The 20,763-nt window shown below is 64.1% G+C and carries 18 protein-coding genes; 10 read left to right on the forward strand and 8 right to left on the reverse strand.

All coding sequences use genetic code 11. From position 1 onward, the window contains the following. Positions 1 to 265: 265 nt before the first annotated feature. Entirely contained in the window at positions 266 to 1,072 is an 807-nt protein-coding gene (locus tag ACZXDY_RS19810) for an N-acyl homoserine lactonase family protein (protein WP_028162355.1), read from the reverse strand. Positions 1,073 to 1,443: 371 nt separating this feature from the next. Here ACZXDY_RS19810 and ACZXDY_RS19815 point away from each other — a divergent pair, with 371 nt between their 5' ends. From ACZXDY_RS19815 to ACZXDY_RS19830, 4 genes are all read left to right on the forward strand, one after another. After that, the gene (locus ACZXDY_RS19815) at positions 1,444 to 2,931 is read left to right on the forward strand and encodes a caspase family protein (protein WP_464346637.1); all 1,488 of its coding nucleotides are present in this window, start codon (positions 1,444 to 1,446) and stop codon (positions 2,929 to 2,931) included. Between the two features lie 148 nt (positions 2,932 to 3,079). Then, the gene (locus ACZXDY_RS19820; protein WP_464346638.1) at positions 3,080 to 3,739 is read left to right on the forward strand and encodes an OmpA family protein; all 660 of its coding nucleotides are present in this window, start codon (positions 3,080 to 3,082) and stop codon (positions 3,737 to 3,739) included. Between the two features lie 153 nt (positions 3,740 to 3,892). Beyond that, positions 3,893 to 4,825: an efflux RND transporter periplasmic adaptor subunit gene (locus ACZXDY_RS19825; protein WP_028162358.1), complete on the forward strand. Its 933-nt coding sequence runs from the start codon at positions 3,893 to 3,895 to the stop codon at positions 4,823 to 4,825. Continuing rightward, a complete protein-coding gene (locus ACZXDY_RS19830; protein ID WP_130230264.1) occupies positions 4,825 to 7,968 on the forward strand; it encodes an efflux RND transporter permease subunit in 3,144 nt (1,047 codons plus the stop codon). Before ACZXDY_RS19825 ends, ACZXDY_RS19830 begins: the two co-directional genes overlap by 1 nt. A gap of 2 nt (positions 7,969 to 7,970) precedes the next feature. Here ACZXDY_RS19830 and ACZXDY_RS19835 read toward each other — a convergent pair whose 3' ends face one another. Then, positions 7,971 to 8,645, reverse strand: coding sequence for a Crp/Fnr family transcriptional regulator (locus ACZXDY_RS19835; protein ID WP_028162360.1), 675 nt, complete (start codon positions 8,643 to 8,645; stop codon positions 7,971 to 7,973). Between the two features lie 192 nt (positions 8,646 to 8,837). Here ACZXDY_RS19835 and ACZXDY_RS19840 point away from each other — a divergent pair, with 192 nt between their 5' ends. Both ACZXDY_RS19840 and ACZXDY_RS19845 read left to right on the forward strand, forming a co-directional pair. Next, the gene (locus ACZXDY_RS19840; RefSeq protein ID WP_464346639.1) at positions 8,838 to 10,829 is read left to right on the forward strand and encodes an AsmA family protein; all 1,992 of its coding nucleotides are present in this window, start codon (positions 8,838 to 8,840) and stop codon (positions 10,827 to 10,829) included. Between the two features lie 700 nt (positions 10,830 to 11,529). Further along, positions 11,530 to 11,715: a hypothetical protein gene (locus ACZXDY_RS19845; protein ID WP_080663593.1), complete on the forward strand. Its 186-nt coding sequence runs from the start codon at positions 11,530 to 11,532 to the stop codon at positions 11,713 to 11,715. Between the two features lie 77 nt (positions 11,716 to 11,792). Here the strand turns inward: ACZXDY_RS19845 and ACZXDY_RS19850 are convergent, their stop codons facing one another. From ACZXDY_RS19850 to ACZXDY_RS19870, 5 genes are all read right to left on the reverse strand, one after another. Then, entirely contained in the window at positions 11,793 to 12,224 is a 432-nt protein-coding gene (locus tag ACZXDY_RS19850) for an anthrone oxygenase family protein (protein ID WP_464346687.1), read from the reverse strand. Positions 12,225 to 13,201: 977 nt separating this feature from the next. Beyond that, positions 13,202 to 13,465 (reverse strand): hypothetical protein, encoded by a 264-nt coding sequence (locus ACZXDY_RS19855; protein WP_464346640.1) that lies wholly within the window; start codon positions 13,463 to 13,465, stop codon positions 13,202 to 13,204. Next, positions 13,462 to 14,205 (reverse strand): GIY-YIG nuclease family protein, encoded by a 744-nt coding sequence (locus tag ACZXDY_RS19860; protein WP_464346641.1) that lies wholly within the window; start codon positions 14,203 to 14,205, stop codon positions 13,462 to 13,464. The genes ACZXDY_RS19855 and ACZXDY_RS19860 overlap by 4 nt, the downstream gene beginning before the upstream one ends. Next, entirely contained in the window at positions 14,205 to 14,612 is a 408-nt protein-coding gene (locus tag ACZXDY_RS19865) for a PIN domain-containing protein (RefSeq protein WP_464346642.1), read from the reverse strand. The genes ACZXDY_RS19860 and ACZXDY_RS19865 overlap by 1 nt, the downstream gene beginning before the upstream one ends. Beyond that, positions 14,609 to 14,869 carry an antitoxin gene (locus ACZXDY_RS19870; protein ID WP_464346643.1) on the reverse strand — a complete coding sequence of 87 codons (261 nt, stop codon included), beginning with the start codon at positions 14,867 to 14,869 and terminating at the stop codon, positions 14,609 to 14,611. Before ACZXDY_RS19870 ends, ACZXDY_RS19865 begins: the two co-directional genes overlap by 4 nt. 109 nt (positions 14,870 to 14,978) lie before the next feature. Between ACZXDY_RS19870 and ACZXDY_RS19875 the strand changes: the two genes are divergently transcribed. Next, positions 14,979 to 15,866 carry an efflux RND transporter periplasmic adaptor subunit gene (locus ACZXDY_RS19875; RefSeq protein ID WP_464346644.1) on the forward strand — a complete coding sequence of 296 codons (888 nt, stop codon included), beginning with the start codon at positions 14,979 to 14,981 and terminating at the stop codon, positions 15,864 to 15,866. A 207-nt stretch (positions 15,867 to 16,073) separates the two neighbouring features. Here the strand turns inward: ACZXDY_RS19875 and ACZXDY_RS19880 are convergent, their stop codons facing one another. Further along, positions 16,074 to 16,910 carry a caspase family protein gene (locus tag ACZXDY_RS19880; protein ID WP_464346645.1) on the reverse strand — a complete coding sequence of 279 codons (837 nt, stop codon included), beginning with the start codon at positions 16,908 to 16,910 and terminating at the stop codon, positions 16,074 to 16,076. A 383-nt stretch (positions 16,911 to 17,293) separates the two neighbouring features. Here ACZXDY_RS19880 and ACZXDY_RS19885 point away from each other — a divergent pair, with 383 nt between their 5' ends. The 3 genes from ACZXDY_RS19885 to ACZXDY_RS19895 all read left to right on the forward strand — a co-directional run bounded on the left by ACZXDY_RS19885 (position 17,294) and on the right by ACZXDY_RS19895 (position 20,702). Continuing rightward, complete coding sequence (locus ACZXDY_RS19885) at positions 17,294 to 19,018, forward strand: hypothetical protein (protein WP_464346646.1); 1,725 nt, start codon at positions 17,294 to 17,296, stop codon at positions 19,016 to 19,018. 77 nt (positions 19,019 to 19,095) lie between these two features. Continuing rightward, positions 19,096 to 19,821 carry a thermonuclease family protein gene (locus ACZXDY_RS19890; protein WP_464346647.1) on the forward strand — a complete coding sequence of 242 codons (726 nt, stop codon included), beginning with the start codon at positions 19,096 to 19,098 and terminating at the stop codon, positions 19,819 to 19,821. 47 nt (positions 19,822 to 19,868) lie between these two features. Further along, positions 19,869 to 20,702, forward strand: a complete 834-nt coding sequence (locus ACZXDY_RS19895) for an LssY C-terminal domain-containing protein (RefSeq protein WP_464346648.1) — start codon at positions 19,869 to 19,871, stop codon at positions 20,700 to 20,702. Positions 20,703 to 20,763 lie beyond the last annotated feature (61 nt).

The following is a 20,763-nucleotide window of genomic DNA, read 5'->3' on the forward strand; positions in this document are numbered from 1 at the left end:
CACCCGGATCGCATCTCACGATGCGATCCGACCTCTCCCCGACGGGGAGAGGTAAGGCACCTCCGACGTGGCGCCAATTCGACCTGATCTCATCATGCTCTAGGACCTACCGCTGTGAGACCCTCATGGTGAGGAGCCGCAAAGCGGCGTCTCGAACCATGAGGCCCAGCCGGTGGCCTCATCCTTCGAGACGCCTGCTGCGCAGGCTCCTCAGGATGAGGGCGGCTGATGTGCTTCGTAATGACGCGCAAGGCGCCAGCAACACCTACTTCGCAAACGAGCGCGAGGGCGCGAGATGCAGCGCATACGCATCGACCTTGTCGCTCGCGCGCGGATAGATCTCGGCGACGATTGGATCATGCCCGGGGATGAAACGATCGGGATGTCCGGCGAGCCGCTCGACGGTTTCCCAGCCGATCGCCATGTCGCCGACATTGTAGACGATCGGAAACGGACTGCGCTTGTGCAGATTGGCGTAGTAATGCGCGGCATCGGATGCCAGCACCACGGGGCCGCGCGCGGTCTCGACCCGCACCACCTGCAGCCCATCTGAATGGCCGCCGACGCGGTGCACGGTGATTCCAGGCGCGACCTCGCCATCTCCGGAGTGGAACGTGACGCGCTCGCCATACACGTGGCGAACCATCAGCGTCACATGCTCGATCGAGAACGGGTGCCGCAGCATGCCGTTGCACATGCACCGTCCGGTCGCGTAGCTCATCTCGCGTTCCTGCAAATGGAAGCGAGCGTTCGGGAAGCGATCGAGATTGCCGGCGTGGTCGTAATGCAAGTGGGTGACGATCACGTCCCGAATCGATGCCGCCGAAACGCCAAAGCGATCCAGCGCATCGACCGGATTGAGAGTCAGCTTGCGGGCGCGCAGCTCGGCCTCCTCAGCATTGAAGCCGGTATCGACCAGAATGTCGCGGCCCGCTCCCCGAACCAGCCAGACGAAGTAATCGAGGGCCTGCGCCGCGGTCTCATGCGGATCGGGCGCAAGAAAGTTCATGTTCGGGGTGCGCGGCGACATCGTCGCATAGCGCAGAGCATAGATCTCGTAGGCGTTTCCCATTGGCGTCGCTTTTCTTGGTTGAGTGGCCGCTTGCGCGACAAGCAAGCCATTGTCATCCGCAAAGGTCAAATCCTGCAGGCCTGCTGCGGCTGCATGACAGGACCGTGCGAGCCAATGTGAGAGGGCGTCAGGGTGTGAGGGGTGTCGCATTGCGGTCCGCGGCGTTGTCGACGGAACCAGCGCTGCCACCGGAACAACCGCGCTTCATTCCCTGCCGGAAGCCGCTTCTTCGCGCTTAATTGTCGCAATTAACGACGACGGCGCAAGTGGTTGACGGCCCATGGGCGCGGTTTGATAATGCCGGTTGCGTGAAGTAAGGTCGCCGCGGCGCAGACCGGGATCGGCGTCTTTTTGGCTAGACTGCGGCGATTATGCACATCTGCTTTGCTTTACTCCTCACATTGATTTTTGCCGTCGCCTCGACCGCACCCTCTTTCGCTGCGGGCGACCGCTTTGCCCTGGTGATCGGCAACGCCAAATATCCGGACGCGGATGCGCCGCTGAAGGAGCCGATCAATGACGCGCGCGACGTCGCCGACGAGCTCAAGCGCGACGGCTTCAGCGTCGACATCGGGGAAAATCTAACCGGCGAACAAATGCGGCACGCCTTCGAGCGACTCTACGGCAAGATCAAGCCGGGCTCGGTCGTCCTCTTGTTCTTCTCGGGCTATGGTATCCAGTCCAGCCGCCAGAGCTATATGATCCCGATCGATGCCCAGATCTGGAGCGAGGCCGACGTCCGCCGCGACGGTTTCAGCCTCGAGACGGCGCTCGGCGAGATCAACAGCCGCGGCGCCGGCGTCAAGATCGCGCTGATCGATGCTTCCAGGCGCAACCCGTTCGAGCGCCGATTCCGCAGCTTTTCAGCCGGCCTTGCGCCGGTGATCGCGCCGAACGGAACGCTGGTGATGTATTCGGCGGCGCTGTCGTCCGTGATCTCGGACAATGGCAGCGACCACAGCCTGTTCGTGCGGGAATTGCTCAAGGAGATCCGCACCCCCGACCTGATGGCGGAGGAGACGCTGAATCGCACCCGTGTCGGTGTCACCCGCGCCTCGCGCAGCGAGCAGGTGCCGTGGATCTCGTCTTCGCTCGCGGAAGATTTCTCTTTCGTTCCAGGTTCAGCGGCGCGGCCGCAGAGCCCGCCGCCGCCCGAACCTCCGCCGCCACCGCCGGCTCAGTCGGCGGTCGCCCCGCCGGCTCCACCTGCCCCGCCGTCGCCGCCGCCCGCGCCTCCGGTGCAGACCACCACGGCGCCGCCTCCATCCGAGCAGTTGCCATTACCACCGCCGCCGATGCCGCGGCCGGCGGACGTCGCTACACCGTCGACACCACCCGCCCCGAAGCAGGCCGACACGCTGGCCGATGATCCGACCATCAAGACCCTGACGGCACGGCTCAACGACAATCCGGATGATGCAGCAGCTCTTTACCGCCGCGGTCAGGTCTATGCCAGCAAGGGCGCCTACGAGCTCGCGATCAAGGACTTCGACAACTCGCTTCGATTAAACCCCAAGGATGTCGAAGCCTACAACAACCGCTGCTGGGCCCGCACCGTGATCGGCGACCTGCAGGCTGCGCTGAAGGATTGCAACGAGGCGCTGCGGCTGCGGCCGAATTTCGTCGACGCGCTCGACAGCCGCGGCCTTTTGAATCTGAAGAGCGGGCAGACCAAGAACGCCATTGCCGATTTCGATGCGGCGCTGAAGCTCAATCCCAGGTTGACGTCATCTCTCTACGGACGCGGGCTTGCCAAGAAGCGCAACGGCTCGGTCGCGGAAGGGGATCTGGACATCACCAACGCCAAGGCGATGGACCCGAATATCGTCAAGGAATTCGCCGATTATGGCGTGCAGTGACGATAATTTGGATAGCTAGTTCCGTCCGGCCTCGAACCTCGGACGGGGATGTGCGAGACTAAGAATTTAAGATGGGCCGGGATCGAGCACCGGCAGTGATTTGGCTAATCGATTTGAAATCGCGCGCACGGCGCAACGGGGGCTGACAATGTTCGAGATCACCGCGAAGAAGAATCTTGCTGCGATGCTTTCGGTTGCGACGATCGGCGCAGCGCTTGCCCTTGGCGTGGTGGCCGCCCGGGCCGGCGACAACGTCACCGAAGAGCAAATCCTGAGGGCGCTGACGCCAGAGAAGAAGCCGTTGACCCGCGGCCTGTCGATCGCGCCGAAGGTCGAGCCAGCCGCAAACGCCGCGGAGGACAAGTTCGTGCAGACGATCCGCGGCCGCTCCACCCGCTCGCTGTCGTCGGCCGAGCGCGAGGAGATCGCGACCATCGTCAAGGACAAGCCCAAGATCGATCTGGAGATCAACTTCGATTACAATTCGGCGCAGATCAACGCCAAGTCGCTGCCCTCCGTGCAGGCCTTGGGCCGCGCTCTGACCAATGCCGACCTGAAGGGCTCGACCTTCGTCGTAGCCGGCCACACCGACGCCGCCGGCAGCGAGGCCTTCAACCAGGACCTCTCCGAGCGCCGCGCCGAGGCGATCAAGCGCTATCTCGTCGACAAATATGGCGTCAACGGTTCCGATCTCGTCACCGTCGGCTACGGCAAGAGCAAGCTGAAGGATCCGAGCCAGCCGCTGGCGGAAGCGAACCGCCGTGTGCAGGTCGTGAACATGGAAAACAAGGCAACCGCGTCCAAGTAATCCCGTCCGGGTAAACGGCGTAGCGCCACGTGCTATTTTGAGGGTAATATGCGTCTCGCATCCCCTGCGAGACGCATTTGTTTTAGCAATAAGACTGAAAACAATTCGAAGCGTTCCGCTTCAGCTAAACTTCAGGTCTGGATCGATCCGGCGATGAAATTCTCCGAATACCTAAAGCCTGTGCTCGGAACAGTCTTCGTCGTCGCACTCGGCGCCGGCTACTACTGGTTCGAGCACCGGCCGCGTCCGGAAGAGAAGGACACGCCGGGCCAGGCCCTCGTCGTCGTCACCAAAGCCACCAATGCCTGCTTCTCCGACATGGTGCGCGTCACCGGCCATATCGTGCCGCGTCGCGAAGCGCAGGTTGGCGTCGATCACGAGGGCTCCAAGGTCAGCGATGTCCTGGTCCGCGAGGGCGACACCGTGACCGAGAACCAGGAACTGGCGCGGCTGACCCCGCCGCCGCAGCAACAACAGCAAGCAGCCCAGGGCGGCGGACGCGCAGCATCGCTTTCCTTGCGCGCGCCGGCCGCGGGCCTGGTCACCGAGGTGCGGACCGCCGTGGGCGCCCCCGCCTCGCCGCAGGCCGGACCGATGTTCCGCATCGCGATCAACAACGAAATCGAGCTGGAAGCCGAGGTGCCGAGCATTCACCTCTTGAAGCTCAATCCGGGCGCAACCGTGCGGATCAGCCGCGACGATGCGCCCGACATGGTCGGCAAGGTACGGCAGATCTCGCCGCAGATCGACCGCAACACCCAGCTCGGCCGTGTCAGGATATCCCTTACCAACAATCCTTCGCTGAAGGTCGGCATGTTCGCCCGCGCCAATATCGACGCCAAGCGCTCTTGCGGCGTCGCCGTTCCGCGCACCGCGATCGACCGCCTTACGTTGCAGGTCGTCAAGGGCAACACGATCGAGACACGGAAAGTGCGGGTCGGGCTGACCTCGGACACCTCAACGGAAATCCTTGAGGGCCTCGACGTCGGCGAAATCGTCGTCGCCGACGCTGGCACCTCGCTGCATGATGGCGACCAGATCAAGATCATGTTCGCCGACGAACTCGAGCGCACGCGGACACGCTAATGGCTTTGAATATCTCGGCTTGGTCGATTCGGAACCCGCTGCCGTCGATCGTCTTCTCGATCATCCTTTTGGTGCTGGGCTGGGTCTCCTTCACCAAGCTTGCGGTCACGCGGCTGCCGAGCGCCGATATCCCCGTGATCTCGGTTGCGGTGTCGCAGTTCGGCGCAGCACCGTCGGAACTGGAAGCGCAGGTCACCAAGACGATCGAAGACGGCGTCTCGGGCGTCGAGGGCGTGCGCCACATCTCCTCTTCGATCACCGACGGCCTGTCGGTGACCACGATCCAGTTCGCGCTGGAGACCAACACCGATCGCGCGCTGAACGACGTCAAGGACGCCGTCACCCGCGTGCGCGCCAACCTGCCGCAAAACGTCACCGAACCGCTGATCCAGCGCGTCGACGTCATCGGCCTGCCGATCGTCACCTATGCAGCGATTTCACCGGGCAAGACGCCGGAGCAGCTTTCCTATTTCGTCGACGACGTGGTCAAGCGCGCGCTGCAGGGCGTGCGCGGCGTCGCCCAGGTCGAGCGCATCGGCGGCGTCGAGCGCGAGATCCTGGTCTCGCTCGATCCCGACCGGCTGCAGGCGGCGGGGCTGACAGCCGTCAATGTCAGCCAGATCCTGCGCGGCACCAATGTCGACCTCGCCGGCGGCCGCGCCGAGATCGGCAAGAACGATCAGGCGATCCGCACGCTCGCCGGCGCCAAGACGCTGAACGAGCTTGCCGGCACCATGATCCCGCTGTTCGGCGGCGGCGAGGTGCGGCTCGACGATCTCGGCACGGTGACCGACACCATCGCCGATCGCCGCACCTTCGCCCGCTTCAACGGCGAGCCGGTGGTCGCGCTCGGCATCAAACGCTCCAAGGGCGCGAGCGATGTGGTGGTCGCCGCCGCGGTGCAGAAGCGGATCGATGCGCTGAAGGCCGCCTACCCCGATGTCGATCTCAAGCTGATCGACACTTCGGTCGAATTCACCAAGGGCAACTATGAGGCGGCGATCTCGACCCTGTTCGAGGGCGCGATCCTCGCCGTCATCATCGTGCTGTTGTTCCTGCGCGACCTTCGCGCCACCATCATCGCCGCGGTCTCGCTGCCGCTATCGATCTTCCCGGCATTCTGGGCGATGGACATTCTGGGCTTCTCGCTCAACCTCGTCAGCTTCCTCGCCATCACGCTCTCGACCGGCATCCTGGTCGACGACGCCATCGTCGAGATCGAGAACATCGTGCGCCACATGCGCATGGGCAAATCGCCCTATCGCGCTGCGCTGGAAGCCGCGGACGAGATCGGGCTTGCGGTGATCGCGATCTCGCTCACCATCATCGCGATCTTCGCGCCGGCAAGCTTCATGTCTGGTATCGCCGGCCAGTTCTTCAAGCAGTTCGGCATCACGGTGTCGGTTCAGGTGTTCTTCTCGCTGCTTGCAGCGCGCTTTGTCACGCCGATGCTGGCTGCCTATTTCCTCAAACATCAGGCCCACGAGGAGCCGCCGCCGGGCCGCATACTGCGGACCTATCACAGCCTGGTCACTTGGTCGGTGAAGCATCATTACATCACAGTGGTGATCGGCTTTGCCGTCTTCGCGGCATCGATCTGGAGCATCAAGCTGCTGCCGCAGGGATTCCTGCCGGCGCAGGACACCGCGCGCTCGCTGCTGGCGATGGAGCTGCCGCCGGGGTCGCAGCTTGCGCAGACCGAGAAGGTGACGGAAGAAATCGTCGCGCGCCTGCGCAAGCGGCCGGAGGTGAGAAGCATATTCGTCGACGGCGGCCGGGTTCCGCCGGGCACGCAGGAGGTGCGGCGCGCCGCGCTCATCATCAACTACACGCCAAAAAACGAGCGCAAGATCACCCAGCGCGAGCTCGAGCTCTCGATCGGCAATGAGCTCGAGAACGTCCCCGACATCCGCTACTGGTTCCTCGACGAGAACGGCCTGCGGGCGATCTCGCTGGTCGTGACCGGCGTCGACAGCAATATCGTCAACAACGTCGCAAGCGAGCTGGCGACGCAGATGAAGCGGATTCCGATCATCGCCAATGTGATCTCGGAAACCGCGCTCGATCGTCCCGAACTGCGCATCCGCCCGCGCTCCGAACTGGCGGCACGGCTCGGCGTCTCCACTGAAAGCCTGTCGCAGACGATCCGCGTGGCGACCATCGGCGATGTCGGCCCGGCGCTGGCAAAATTCGACGCTGGCGACCGCCAGGTGCCGATCCGCGTCCAGCTCGAGGATAGCGCGCGCAGCGACCTGCAGATGCTGCAGCAATTGCGGGTGCCGCTCGGCCAGCGCGGCGAACGCGGTGGCGTGCCGCTGTCCGTTGTCGCCGACATCCAGCTCGACCAGGGCCCGACCAGCATCAACCGCTACGACCGCGAGCGGCAGGCCACCGTCGCGGCCGACCTCGTCGGCAACGCCGCGCTCGGCGATGCCACCAAGCAGATCTATGAACTGCCGGTGATGAAGAGCCTGCCGAAGGGCGTCAAGGTGAGCCCGTCGGGTGACGCCGAAAGCCTCAACGAGCTGTCAGATGGCTTCGCCACCGCAATCACCGCCGGCCTGATGATGGTCTATGCGGTGCTGGTGTTGCTGTTCGGCACCTTCCTGCAGCCGATCACCATCCTGTTCTCGCTGCCGCTTTCGATCGGCGGCGCGATCGCCGCTCTGCTGCTCACCGGCAAGCAGCTCACCACGCCGGTGTGGATCGGCATCCTGATGCTGATGGGCATCGTGACCAAGAACGCGATCATGCTGGTGGAATTCGCCATCGAGGCGATCCGCGCCGGCAAACGCCGCGAGGAAGCGATGATCGATGCCGGCATGAAGCGCGCGCGCCCGATTGTGATGACGACCGTTGCGATGGTGGCCGGCATGATGCCGAGCGCGCTGGCGGTCGGCGCCGGCGGCGAGTTCCGCTCGCCGATGGCGCTCGCCGTGATCGGCGGCCTGCTGTTCTCGACGGTGCTGTCGCTGGTGTTCGTGCCGGCGATGTTCATGGTGATGGACGACGTCGGCAACGTGATCTGGCGCTTCGGCAAGCGGCTGATCGTCTCGCACGCCGACGAGGAACCGCCCTCCGACCACCACGGCGAGCCACCGGCCAAGCAGCCGCCCACGATGGTGTCGCCCGCGGCCGAGTAGCGCTACTCGTTCCTCGCCACTGCGGTCAGTTTGGGCATGTCGTGCAGCAGGATCCGCCCGCGCTGCACGTCCAGGATACCGTCCTTGCGCCAGAGCTGGAGTTGTCGATTGACGCTTTCGCGCGCCGCGCCGACGCAGGTGCCGAGCTGTTCCTGCGAAATGTGGACTTCGGAACCGGAATCGGAGGCCAGCGCACAGAGCCGCTTGGCGAGGCGGACCGGCAAGGGCTGCAACGCCGACTCCTGCATCCGCTCGCTCATCCAGCGGATGCGGTGGCAGAGCAGCTCGATCAGCTTCACGGCAACCTTCGGCTCGCGCTCGAGGAAACGGTGAAAATCCTGGCGGCTCAGCACGAACAATTCGGTTGCTTCGCCGGCGGTCGCGTCCAGGGTGCGGTCCTGGCCGTCGAGGACGGCAACCTCGCCGAACAGCTCACCGGGCCTCATGAAGTTGAGCGTCAGCCGGCTGCCGTCGGAGGCGCCGGTCTCGAGGCGAATCTGGCCGCGTCGCACCGCGAACAGGGCGTCACCGGCATCGCCCTTCTGGAACAGCACCTCGCCCGCCTGGAGGTGCCGGGTGTGACAAAGGCCCGCAAGCCGCTGCAATTCGTCCGCGCCCAAATCGGCGAACATCGGGTTCATCTTCAAAATGACCGCAAATTCGGCCTGTTTGCTCATTGTACTGCCTTCCACAACAATCTCCCGTGCGGCTTGCGTTGCGGCCCGGATTAACAAAATCCACCCCCCTGGAAGTGTGGCATAAGTCACATAAGTTCGCAGCTGCGGCGGATTATTTTCGGCCGCTTTGAGCGGGAAACCTGTTTCCGGGATAAACTTGCGCGTGACGCTGGCGCGGTCTGGAATGTCGAGATGAGAGCACTGAAAATCGCAGGCGCCGCGATCGGAACCGTGATCGTGGTCATCGCGCTGCTTGCCGTGATCGGCATCCCCTCCGGTTTCCTGACGTCGGCGATCCAGGATCGGGTCGAGCGCCAGACCGGCTATCGGCTCGCCATCAATGGCAGCGCCAAGATCAGCCTGTGGCCGTCGCTCAACATCACGCTGAACGACATCGCGCTGCAGGATCCGAAAGACCGCGAGATCAACAACCGCCTGACCGCGAGCAGCATCCGGGCTGACGTCACGCTGGCGAGCCTGTGGTCGGGCCAGCCGCACGTCACCGACCTCCTGATCGTGCGGCCGGTCCTGACCATGCCGCTGCAGCGCGTGCGCGAGCCAAATCCGCCCGCAAGGAACGGCGCCGCCGGCACTGGCGAGGCCGAATTCGGCATCGAGCATGTCAGCGTCACCGGCGGCACGATCGTGTTCTCCAATGTGCGCGACCGCGTCGAAGGCCGCATCGAGGCTGTCAACGCGGATATGGCCGTCGGCAGCGACCGCAAGATCGTCATCAGCGGCAATGGGCGCGGCGGCGGCCAGCCGCTGAAATTCGAGATCAAGGCGACCGCGCCGGCGGCGCCGATCGAGCGGCAGAACATCCCGACCGAAATCGCCTTTGAGGCGCCCGGCCTGTTGCAGGCGCCGCTGTCGGCGCGCACCGAGGTGCGGCTGAGCGGCGCGGTGGTGATGTTCAACGGCGTCAGCGGCACGCTCGGCGACGGCGCGTTCAACGGCTGGGCCTCGGTCGATGTCGCCAGCAACAAGCCGCTGGTGAAGCTCGATCTCGACTTCCAGAAGCTCTCGCTGGCGATGGAGCGCGGCCAGGCGGGGACGGCGGCGCAACCTTGGAGCAGTGCCACGTTCGACCTCATCGGGCTGAACTATGTCGACGCGCAGGCGAAGATTTCCGCCGCCGAGCTCAACATCGGCGACGGTCGCTTCGCCCCAGCGGCGATCGAGGCGACGCTGATGAGCGGCGTGTTGAAGGCGCGCCTCGCCAATCTCGGCGCCTATGAGGGCAACGCCAATGGCGATCTCGCCATCGACGTTACCACCAGCAATCCGACTTACGCGCTCGGCGCCGACCTCAACAATGTGCGGGCGCTGCCGCTGCTGCGCAGCCTCGCCGATTTCGACAAGATCGACGGCAGGATGCAGGCGAAGATCGCGGTGCGCTCCTCCGGCAACAGCCAGCGCGCCATCATGGGAAATATGAGCGGCACGGCCTTCGCCGTGTTCCGGGACGGCGCGATCCGCGGCCTCAACGTCGCGCAGATGATCCGTTCGCTGACGACGAGCCCGCTCTCCGGCTGGCAGGAGGGCGATCAGCTCGCGACCGATCTGAGCCAGCTCTCGGCCTCGTTCAAGATCGACAAGGGCCAGGCGGTGACCACCGATCTCAATCTGGTCGGCCCGCTGGTGAAGATGACGGGCGTCGGCACCATCGACCTCGGCACCAAGATGATCGGCTTCCGCGTCGAGCCGAAGCTGGTGCTGACCACCGAGGGCCAGGGCCGCAGCTCTGATCCGGTCGGCCTCGGCATCCCCGTGATGATCGAGGGGCCGTGGGATAGCCCGCGCATCTATCCGGAGATGCAGGGCATGCTCGACAATCCCGAAGCCGCCTATGCCAAGCTGCGCGAGATGGGCAAGGGCCTGTTCGGGCCGAACGGCGCGCTCGGCGGCAGCCAGGGCAGCGGAGCCGGCGCCCAAGGCGGCAACGCGAACGGCCAATCCGGCCAAGGTGGCGGACTGCTCGGCGAGACCATCGGCAATTTGATCCAGCAGGGCCTGAACAGCGGGACCCAGCCGCCGCGCCCGAGCCGCAGCATCCCGCCGGCGCAGCCGCAGCAGCCCGAACCGCAGCCCCAATCCGCCGCGCCCGCGCCGCCGAGCGATAGCGGCGAGACGCAGGACAGCCAGGCGATGAACGAAGTGCTGCGCCAGCTCTTCAAGCGCTGAGGCGCGCTGAAATTCGATTTTCAAACAGCCACTCCGCTGTCAAACAGCCATGCCACTGTCATCGTCCGGCTTGACCGGAAGACCCAGTATTCCAGAGGCATCCGCGCGCGGGGCATGACGAACAGAGTTTGAGGAAACACGCGTCCGCATTCTCGCGGCACGACCTGCCCGAGCTTTGCGTCCGTTTCACCCGTCTCGAGAAAGAGAGGGCGCAGGGAAGACCGGGTGCCGATTGCACCCGTGGGCCCCGTGCAACAAAAAGCACGGGGGTAGGACCACAGGTGAACCGGAGCAACGCCGGCCTTCCCTGCGCAATGGTTTTAACGGTTTCCTTCGCGCTCTCCCCGGTGACCGGGCTTTCTTGCCACCGTCATCCTTGGAGATGTCTCCAACCCGCAAGGATTTAGCGCCAGCGTCGGGGCGCCAGGACCACACGACTTCGCCGTCCGCGAAGAGCCGGGCGTTCGTCGTTCGCCAGCCCTCGCGTCCACCGCATCCCGCCGCGCGTTCGTGACGATCGCGATCCGCCCCTCTTGCCGGGCGGGACGGCGGATTTATATGGGTGATTTGGGGTGAAACCGAAGCGGTTTATTTTCCGCTGATAGCCTGGACGGGCCAAATCATATTGATTTAATTGGGATAATTCGTCTCGCCGCGCAACGCGAAGGGAACCTTTGGTCGCCTCGCGCGTTGAAGCTGCATGTCTGATTCATACACACCCCGTGAAAAGCCAACGCCGGAGCAGCGCAAGGCCAGGGAGGCCCAGCGACGGCACGATGCGGAGCAGGCCATGCGAGAGCATCAGCTCGCGCAAGAGGCCTTTCATAAAAACCGCGAACGGCTGAAAGCCGAGCGACTGGCGCGCGAGGCAGCGGCCGGAAAGTAGCGTTTTATTTGGAGCATGATCTCCGCGCAAACGCTACGCGGTTGTCGCGAGGGAAAACCGGTTTCCACTTTTCCCGATCATGCTCTGACCGCCAGCGCCAGATAGATCGCGGTTGCAGCCAGACCCAGTGCCGTGCGCACCGCATGCATCCAGCCCCAGGAGACGACAAGCGCACGCGACTCGCTATTCGCCTGTTCGGGCGGCCATGCTTCGATCCGCTTGTTGGTCGGCAGCATCACCAGCAGCGTATAGGGCCAGTTCGCCAGCATCAGCACCGCCGCGACCGACCACCGCCAATCCTGCAACTGCCAGCTCGCGAGAAACCCTGATAGCGCCGAGATGACGGCAAGGCTCGCCTGCATCGCAAAACCGCGCGCATAACTCGGCTTCCACTGCCGCAGCAGATTCGCATCATCGAGCAAGAGCCGCGCCGGCTGCTCGGCGACGTTGATATAGAACGCCGCCCCGGCAAACGCCGCCGCGGCGACGAGGGCGAACAGTCCGGCCACCATTGTTCTCTCCACAGCAAAGCCCGCGGCCTCTCAATATGGATGCACGTTGACACGCAGCAAGCTCCCTCGCCCGACCGCGAAACCGACGCGCTGACGCAGCTGATCCTGGAAGTATTCCGCCTGAACGGTGGCCTGATCGCGGTAGAGCGAAGGCCGAAGCCGCAGGGAGGTTGGTGAAGGGCATTGGCGCGAAGGCTGCTGTCTCGGCGGACACTGTACTGAAGATGGTAAGAGAGAAGTTAGGGCTAGTGCATTGGAGTATTAACGCCAGCCACGTCCACGTTCGTGACGATCGCGATCTACCCCTCTCGCCGTGCAGTATGGCGGACTTATTGGGGAGAGCGAGCGGCTTATCTTTCGTGCGAAGAGGGGACGGAGCAACTCAGTTTGAAACCACTTTCGAATTTTCGCAGAGGCCGCAAAAGCTTTTATACGCGTCGACGCGACAACGCGCGTTCACACCCGCTGCAGGCAATGGCGGTCTGAGGACGAGGGCGGCCAGCAACGAACCATGAAGGCCGACCGACATTAGCGTCCATCGCCGCACATCCGCCGATCCTTCCCGAAGAGATGACCGCGATATCTCCGCGTCAGAAACTGCGTCATTAGATCGTCGACAAAGTCCAGTGCGACGCGGGAGATAGGCTTATGAACGGGTTCACAGTGCGACGCCGACACGCCAGTCTTGGAACTATTTGCGCGCCGCTACTTGGACCCAAAACCGAAAGGTGTTGAAGTCACTAGCGTATCGCCAACCGGCTATCGCGCGACGGTGCGGTTTTGTGTCGAAAACCGGTCTTTGACCTGACCGAACGCTTCGGGCACGGAACACGGACTCTCGAGAGACAGCCACCCAAAGCCGCGCGCTTTTGGCGACGTATAGCAGTCGTCGAATGAGGTACAATCTGTGATTGCCGGCAACTCTCTTCGAACACCCGACCGATCCGACGCGCAAGATCGTTAGTGATGACCTTCTAAGGCGCCTGCCTGATGAAGAGGTCGCTAACCTTCTTTGCCGTCAGAAGGCGCGAATAGGTGGTGTAGCGCGGCCCTTGCATTGAACCCGAGGGAGCGTCAGCGAAGGGTATCGGGCCGATTGGATGCGCCGGCTCGGAGAAGAGGAGCTTATATTTTCCGTCTTCGCCGTAAGGCTCGATTGATGCAACCGGAGCGACGTGGGTCACGGCACTAATCGGCTGGCTCTGATAGGCCGCGATGTACTTGATCTTAGAGATCATGCCGCCGCCGATCCTGATCGCGTACCAGGCATTTTGACCGAGAAAGACCTGATCGAATCCGTCTTTCTGAGCGGGACAATCACCGTGTCCGGCTCGTCCGAGATTTTTGGTGTCGTTGTTGGTCCAGGATCTGTTGCGTTGGGTGTTGCTACCGGCGTTGGAAACTCAAACGCTCTCAGGCCGACTAAAGGAAGGACCTGCAGGATTTCCTTCAGGAACAGGCTCGTATCTGCCCTATCAGCCTCGGAAAGCGTTGGCTCAGTCGGCATGTTGCCGTTGTTTAGATGACTGCGACCTGCTCGCTTCGCACGATCGACCAGCATATGCTCTAGCCAGGTGATGTGCGCTCGGTTGAAGCCGCTATCGACGGACTTGGTGACAAATGCAAAACCCCAATCCCAGAAGTCTTTGGCAGCGTGGTGATCATCGATGCGATCACCCACGCCGTCGCCCTGACCTATGTACAAGGTGGGCAGATCGGCATCTTCAGCTGTGTACCCTACAAGCACATAGACACCGGCGCGCTCAAACTCTGGTCGGGCTCGAATGCTCGACCACCGGATTCTTGGAAAGGTAATGGCTAGGCCGGTGGATGCCATCCTGTCGATTATGCGAACGCCCTCAGGATCACCTTCGGGCACAAATATGCGGATCGTGAAGCCATCAATTGCCATTCTGCACCAAGATTGGACTTTGGAATTGGGTCGCTCGCCGATAGCCTTCATATCTGCTACCGACATCACGCCGCCCAGTCGACCACAATCAGCCCCGGCACCCGCGCGAACTCGCGCGTGTTGAGAGTTACCAGTGCGGCGCCGTGCCGGCGTGCCTGGGCTGCGATCAGATAGTCGTAATGGCCGATCGGCGTGCCCGCGCTTTCCAGGTGGGCGCGGATTTCGCCGGCGTGCATCGCGTCGTCGGGTTCGAACGGGAGGACCTCGATGCCCAGACCAAGAAAACGTTCGAGCAGGCGTTCGTTGTGCTCGCGCCGGCCGCTCTTGGCGAAGCCGTAGCGCATTTCAAACAAGGCGATGACCGGTAGCGCAACCGACGTGCCTGCCCGTATCTGCTCGCCGAGCCGATGGCGAAGCGACGAACTGCGCCCGTTGACGATCCGGATGACGATGTTGGTGTCGAGGCAGATCATTCGTCGAAGAACACGCGCGGGTCCGGTTCGGCCGGCGGCTCGTCCGGAATGCCGTCCGGCAGGAAGTCCTTTGCCCCGAGCGCGTCGAGCTCGGACCAGAATTTGTCGAGATCAACGGGCTGCTTCCTGATCGGCTCAAGGATCACCTTGTCGCCGACCTTGCTGACGCGCACCTCGCTGCCCTCGAAACGAAACTCCTTGGGCAGGCGCACGGCCTGGCTGCGGCCATGCATGAACAATTTGGCGGTTGCACTCATGATCCGCCTCCTCGATTTTTGATAGATACTCATGGTATATATCGCGCGATGCTTGGCGCGTTCAAGGGCCATCTGGTATCGATGGAGCCGAACCCGGGAACGGAATTTAATGCGCAGCCTTCTTGCCCGCCCTTTTGCGTCCCTCGCCCTCGCCGCCACTCTCAGCGCGGCCACCATCTCCCCCATCCTCGCCGCCGAGGAGCCCGAGTCCCCCAAAGGCGCGACCGTCACCGTCCTGAAAGCCTCAAAGACCTGCTTCGGCAATATCGTCGAAGTCTCCGGGATCATCATGCCGCGGGAGGAGACGCAGGTGCGCCCCGAGCGGTTCGGGCTGAAGGTGGCGGAGGTGATGGCGGATCCGGGGGATAACGTTACCGCGGGGCAGCAGTTGGCGCGGCTGAACCTGCCGGAGGGCGGGCAGCTCAACATCACCGCGCCGGTGGCGGGGACGATCTCGGCCTCGAGCGCGATCGTCGGCACGATCGCCGGCGGCAAGGGCGAGGCGCTGTTCTCGATCATTGCGCGCAACGAATTCGACCTGATCGGCATGGTGCCGACGCGGGATCTCGGCAAGCTGCAGGCGAACCAGACGGCATCGATCAAGGTGATCGGCGCCGGCGAGATGGACGGCAAGGTGCGGCGGGTGGCGCCGACGGTGGAGCCGAACAGCCAGCTCGGCCAGGTCGTCGTCGGCATCAACGCGCCGCGGCGGCTGCTGGTGAATTCATCCGGCCGCGCGCAGATCAAGACCGGGCAGAGCTGCGGCGTCGCGGTGCCGCTGACCGCGATCCTCTATGGCTCCGCCGGCACCGTGGTGCAGGTGATCAAGCGCGACCGCGTCGAGACGCGGCGGGTGGAGACCGGGCTGATGCAGGCCGGACAGGTCGAGATCCGCGAGGGCGTGCAGGAAGGCGACATCGTGGTGGCGCGCGCGGGGGCCTTGCTGCGCGAGGGCGACCCGGTGCGGCCGGTGATGGCGAGCGCGGAGGGGAAGTGAGAAGCGGGTGGTGAGGGTCGTGGTCCCCTGAGAGAGCGGGACCCCTCACCCGGATTGCATCTGGCGATGCAATCCGGCCTCTCCCCACGGGAGAGGCGTTCTTCAATTCGTGAAGCTGGTGTTCGTGGAGACAGGATCCCCACCCGGTTTGCGCGTGATCGCGCAAACCGACCTCCCCTTTTCAAGGGGAGGTGGAGGATGTGGCGGCTAGCCGCCGAGGCGGATGTCTTCCAGCAGCGACGACGACACCGACGGGACCTGCTCGCCTTCGCTGGCGCGGGAGATCGAGACGCGGGTCTTGTTGAAGGCGGACTCGATGCCGGGCTGAGTTTTCAGGTTATTGAGGAGTTCGGAGACCAGCACGCTGTTGGTGGCCTTGGATTCCTCGGTGACCTTGCCGGGCGTCGCCGATGATATCACCAGCGTGTTCTCGGGCGGGCTGATCGGGGCGAGGCCGTGGCTGTAGGAGCGGAAGCGGCGCTCATAGGGATTGCGGCGGGAGGCATCCAGCACCACGAGCTTGGCCTTGGCGCCCTTCTCGTCCATCGCGCCCAGCACCTGCTCGACGCTGAGGCCGTCGCGGCGGACATCGCCTTCCTTCCAGATCGCGGCATCGACCGGGAGCATGAAGCTCTCGCGGCCGGCCTGCACGCCGAAGCCGCCGAAGAACAGCATCACCACGGTATCCGGCCCGACCTTCGCCTTCAGGCGCTCGACGGCGCGGCTCATATCGTCCTTGGTCGCGTCCTCGACGACGTCGACATCGAAGCCGTTTTGGCGCAGCGCCGCGCCCAACTCACGGGCGTCGTTGATCGGCTGCTGCAGCGGGTGGTTGGCGTCGGGATAATGGCCGTTGCCGATGATCAGCGCGACGCGGGACGCCTGCACGGGCACGACGCCCTGCTCGGTCGCGACCATCTTGGGCGCTTCCAGCGGCCGCTTATTCAGCGCGGCATGCGCACCAATCGCCAGCGACACCATCGCAACATAGGCGGCGACGACGGTGAGCGTGCGGCGGGAAAGGGAGAGCTGCCTGAGCTTCATGCGTTTCGGATCCCAATCGTTGACGAAGGCGCGACTGTGTAGTCGCGTCAAAGCCGTCTGTGGTTTTAGGGGTTGCCTGATCGAGTGCCGTCAGATTGTGCGCAATTTGCGGCACCGCAACACAGAAACCCTTAACCTGCGAAGCCTTCCGGGGCAACCTGATTCGGCCTTTCGGCCTTATCCGTAATGCGCCGGGGTCAAACTTGTGCCAAAACGCGGCGGCGTATGTGATATCGGTCACATTTGTGTTTCCCGCGATTTTGTGCTGCGATTCAAAGGTTTGCAGGGGGCTTCTGGGTGGGGCCTCCTTGGATTGCGCAGGATTTTTCGGCCGCAGCCGGGTTCCCGGCTGTTCCGGATCGTGCGTGCCAGAAAGGGGTGGCATGGGTTTTCATGACATTGCCGGGGCGGTCTGCCGATCGCTCACGGTCCGTAAGGACGGGCCGTCGCTTTACGACGTCTGCGATCCGCTGCTGCTGAAATATCGCGGCGGCGATGCGCATTTGGGAAAATTCTACCGGACCGCGATCGGCAATCCGGCGCTGCGCGGCCTGCTCCGACGCACCGGCCTGCCGGCCTTGCGCGATGGCGCGCGGCTCGGCGCGCTGCAGGCGGCGCTGCTCGAGGCGCGCGATGCCGAGGCGCCGGACTGGGCGGCGATCGGCGCGCCTGTGGCTGCGCTGATGGAAGGTATCGACGTGCGGCATCCGCTGCCCACGGCGGCGGCGCCTGCGCGCGCGCCCGCGGCGGCCGAGATCGAGCGCGTGATCCGGGCCTGCGGCGCGCATCTGTTGCGCGCTTACGCGAAGAACGGCTTCATCCCGACCTATGCGGCGTTCAACCTGATCGGCGATGCCGACATGGGCGGGCGCGAACTTCTGATGGCGCTGACCGGGCTGAACTCGCGCGGCTATAAGAACTCGACTTTGCTGTTCAACCTCGCGCGCATCTACATCGCGCATTCGCCGGCGCGCGCGCTGATCAACCCGCCCTGGCGCGGGATCGCCGAGCCGATGTGGCAGCCGATGCAGATCCGCCATCGCTCGGCCTATTACGATGCATTCTTCACCGAGGCGCTGCTCAGCTTTGTCGAGACCGGGCTCGCCTCCAGCGCGGAGACCAGCGCCGCGCGCGGGGCGATCGCCGACATGGTCGACTTCTGCTTGCGGATCAGCGCCGAGGAGGTGCCCTCGCATGACGGCTCGACCGTGAACGTAATCACCGCGCTGGCGCCATTGCCGCATCCGCGCTTCTCGCGCTTCTTCGCCCAGATCAAGCAGGATCTCGGCTTCGGCATCTATGTGCCTGATTGCGACACCACCGCCTGCTCGTTCTCCGCGGCGACGCAGGCCGGCAGCGAGCATCCGATCCTCAAGCAACCGCTTTTGGATTTCTACCGCGGCTACCAGGTGCGGAGCGGGGCGAACGAGCCGCGCGTCACCGTGCCGCTGAACGACAATATCGATTACGAGGGCGGCGTCGTCACCTGGATCGACAATCTCGCCGGTGATCGTCCCTACGGCAACGACCTCGATCCGACGCTCAATCTCGACATCCTCGAGGTCAGCTTCCGCAACCTCAAGCGCTGGCGGATCCTGGAGACGCCGCAGCGGTTGGAGACGGTGCAGCGCATCATCGACTTCCAGCGGCGATTGGTGGAAAGCGGCGCGTTCAGGAAGCCGCGCTCGCATATCTATTATCTGCCGGAGCTTTACTGCGCCTATTTCGGCCGCTGCTACGCCGCGTTCATCGCGCTTCCCTCGGCGGCGCAGCGCGTGATCGATCCAAGTGGGGTGTTCGCAATGATCCGCGCGCAGGTGCTGCTCTACGTCCAGCAGGAATTGATCGCCTATGAGATGAACGCGTTCGACGCCGCGCTGGCGCTGATGGCGCTGGCGCATCTCGGCGCCGAGGTCGCGACCTTCACGCCGGCGCTGCACTGCATCGTCGCGAGCTTCGGCGAAGGCGGCCGGCGTTCCCCATACGAGGCCTATGAGTGGAACAAGATGAAGACGCCGACGCGGATCCTGGTCGGCGGCCCCGAGGTGACCTCGGCCTTCGTGCTGATGGCGCTGGCGCTGGCGCGGCGGGCAATGACGCGAAGTTGAAAAGGCTGCGGCGTTCGCGCTACTGGTTTGCCTGCCCGAATCTCCGCACAATTGCTCGCCAATCCGTGAACCTGCCGATGCGATCGCTGCTCCTCACCGCCGCCCTCCTGCTGTTGCCCGCGCTGGCGCAGGCCGCAGACATCACCGGCGTGCCGAAAATCCGCGAGGGCGACCAGATCCAGATCGGCTCCGCCCGCATCCGTCTCGGCGGCATCGACACGCCCTCCACCGACCAGCTCTGCCTCAACACCCTGGGCGAGCGTTGGACCTGCGGGATCGCCGCGCGCGACGAACTCATCAAGCATGCCGGCGGCAAGAGCTGGACCTGCCATACCCGCGGCACGACCGACCGCCGCGGCCGCACCCTGGCGCGCTGCGAGGTCGAGGGGCAGGACATCCAGAGATGGCTGGTCGCCAACGGCTGGGCGCTCGCCTATACGCGGGCGTCGCACGAGTATGAGGCCGACGAGAAGGCCGCGCGTGACGCCAAGGCCGGCATGTGGCAGGGCGCCTTCATCGCACCCTGGGACTGGCGCATCCGCAACAAGAAGACGCCGATCCTCGGCGCCGTGAAGCCGCCGGAGAACGCGCGCAACATCCTGCTGGCGTCCGCGTCCGGCCCGGTCGCGCCCTCGCCCGACTGCACCATCAAGGGCAACGTCAACACCTCGGGCGAATGCATCTATCACACGCCGCAAAGCCGCTGGTACGCCAAGATCCAGATGAAGATCGCCAAGGGCACGCGCTGGTTCTGCTCGGTCGAGGAGGCGGAAGCCGCGGGCTGCCGCGAGACAAGGCGCTGAACAATCTCTAAACTGCCTGCGCAACCTCGGTTCGAGAGCGCGGCACGGTGACAGAGCTCGACGACAAGGCGCAACCTTCGGCGCGGCGGCGACGGGTCCGGCGTATCCAATTGCTGCTGGTCTTGATACTCGCAGTCTACGGCCTCGCCGCCTATCTGCTGCTGCCGGCATTGTGGACCCATCACGAGCACCAGAAGGGCCTCGCCAACCTGCCGATGGTGACGCGCACCGCGCAGGGAATTCCCGGCGATCCCCTGAATATCGGATTGATCGGCGACAAGTACGACGTGGTCTGCGCCATGCACGCCGCCGGCTGGTATCCCGCCGATCCGATCACGCTGAAATCATCGATCGAGATCGTCGGCAGCGTGCTGCTCGATCGCCCCTATCGCGACGCGCCGGTCAGCAATCTCTTCTATCTCGGCCGGCGTGAAGACCTCGCCTTCGAGAAGCCGATCGGAAACAGCGCCGATCGCCGCAACCATGTCCGCTACTGGCAGGTGCTCGACAAGGGCGAGGAGGGCCGCCCGGTGTGGCTCGGCGCCGCCACGCAGGATCGCAGCGTCGGCGTCAGCCATTACACCGGCGCGATCACGCATCACATCGGTCCCGACCTCGATGCCGAGCGGGCCCTGCTCACGGCCGACCTGGAAAACGCCCGCATGGTCACCGCGAAATATCAGGTCACCGGCATCGGCCCGACGATCGCGGGCCGCAATGGCGGCGGCGACCTCTATTACACCGATGGCGAGATCTGGATCCTGCGGCTGGTGGAAGCCTGCAAGCCGCGCGATGGCCCGGCAACGACGATCCCGAGCCCGCCCGCGATCGAGATCAAGGATCAGATCTGGCATGCCGTCGCCGACGCGATCGGAAAATAACGCCTCTGTGGGTTGAAATTTTCAGCCAATCCCTGCATCCACGTGTGCGAGACAGATCAAG

Source organism: Bradyrhizobium sp. LeoB3 (assembly GCF_055456055.1).

Coding starts and splice junctions, on each gene's coding strand:
- ACZXDY_RS19810 (WP_028162355.1), bottom strand. CDS start 1,072: ATGGGAAACGCCTACGAGATCTATGCTCTGCGCTATGCGACGATGTCG.
- ACZXDY_RS19815 (WP_464346637.1), top strand. CDS start 1,444: ATGCACATCTGCTTTGCTTTACTCCTCACATTGATTTTTGCCGTCGCC.
- ACZXDY_RS19820 (WP_464346638.1), top strand. CDS start 3,080: ATGTTCGAGATCACCGCGAAGAAGAATCTTGCTGCGATGCTTTCGGTT.
- ACZXDY_RS19825 (WP_028162358.1), top strand. CDS start 3,893: ATGAAATTCTCCGAATACCTAAAGCCTGTGCTCGGAACAGTCTTCGTC.
- ACZXDY_RS19830 (WP_130230264.1), top strand. CDS start 4,825: ATGGCTTTGAATATCTCGGCTTGGTCGATTCGGAACCCGCTGCCGTCG.
- ACZXDY_RS19835 (WP_028162360.1), bottom strand. CDS start 8,645: ATGAGCAAACAGGCCGAATTTGCGGTCATTTTGAAGATGAACCCGATG.
- ACZXDY_RS19840 (WP_464346639.1), top strand. CDS start 8,838: ATGAGAGCACTGAAAATCGCAGGCGCCGCGATCGGAACCGTGATCGTG.
- ACZXDY_RS19845 (WP_080663593.1), top strand. CDS start 11,530: ATGTCTGATTCATACACACCCCGTGAAAAGCCAACGCCGGAGCAGCGC.
- ACZXDY_RS19855 (WP_464346640.1), bottom strand. CDS start 13,465: ATGATCTCTAAGATCAAGTACATCGCGGCCTATCAGAGCCAGCCGATT.
- ACZXDY_RS19860 (WP_464346641.1), bottom strand. CDS start 14,205: ATGTCGGTAGCAGATATGAAGGCTATCGGCGAGCGACCCAATTCCAAA.
- ACZXDY_RS19865 (WP_464346642.1), bottom strand. CDS start 14,612: ATGATCTGCCTCGACACCAACATCGTCATCCGGATCGTCAACGGGCGC.
- ACZXDY_RS19870 (WP_464346643.1), bottom strand. CDS start 14,869: ATGAGTGCAACCGCCAAATTGTTCATGCATGGCCGCAGCCAGGCCGTG.
- ACZXDY_RS19875 (WP_464346644.1), top strand. CDS start 14,979: ATGCGCAGCCTTCTTGCCCGCCCTTTTGCGTCCCTCGCCCTCGCCGCC.
- ACZXDY_RS19880 (WP_464346645.1), bottom strand. CDS start 16,910: ATGAAGCTCAGGCAGCTCTCCCTTTCCCGCCGCACGCTCACCGTCGTC.
- ACZXDY_RS19885 (WP_464346646.1), top strand. CDS start 17,294: ATGGGTTTTCATGACATTGCCGGGGCGGTCTGCCGATCGCTCACGGTC.
- ACZXDY_RS19890 (WP_464346647.1), top strand. CDS start 19,096: ATGCGATCGCTGCTCCTCACCGCCGCCCTCCTGCTGTTGCCCGCGCTG.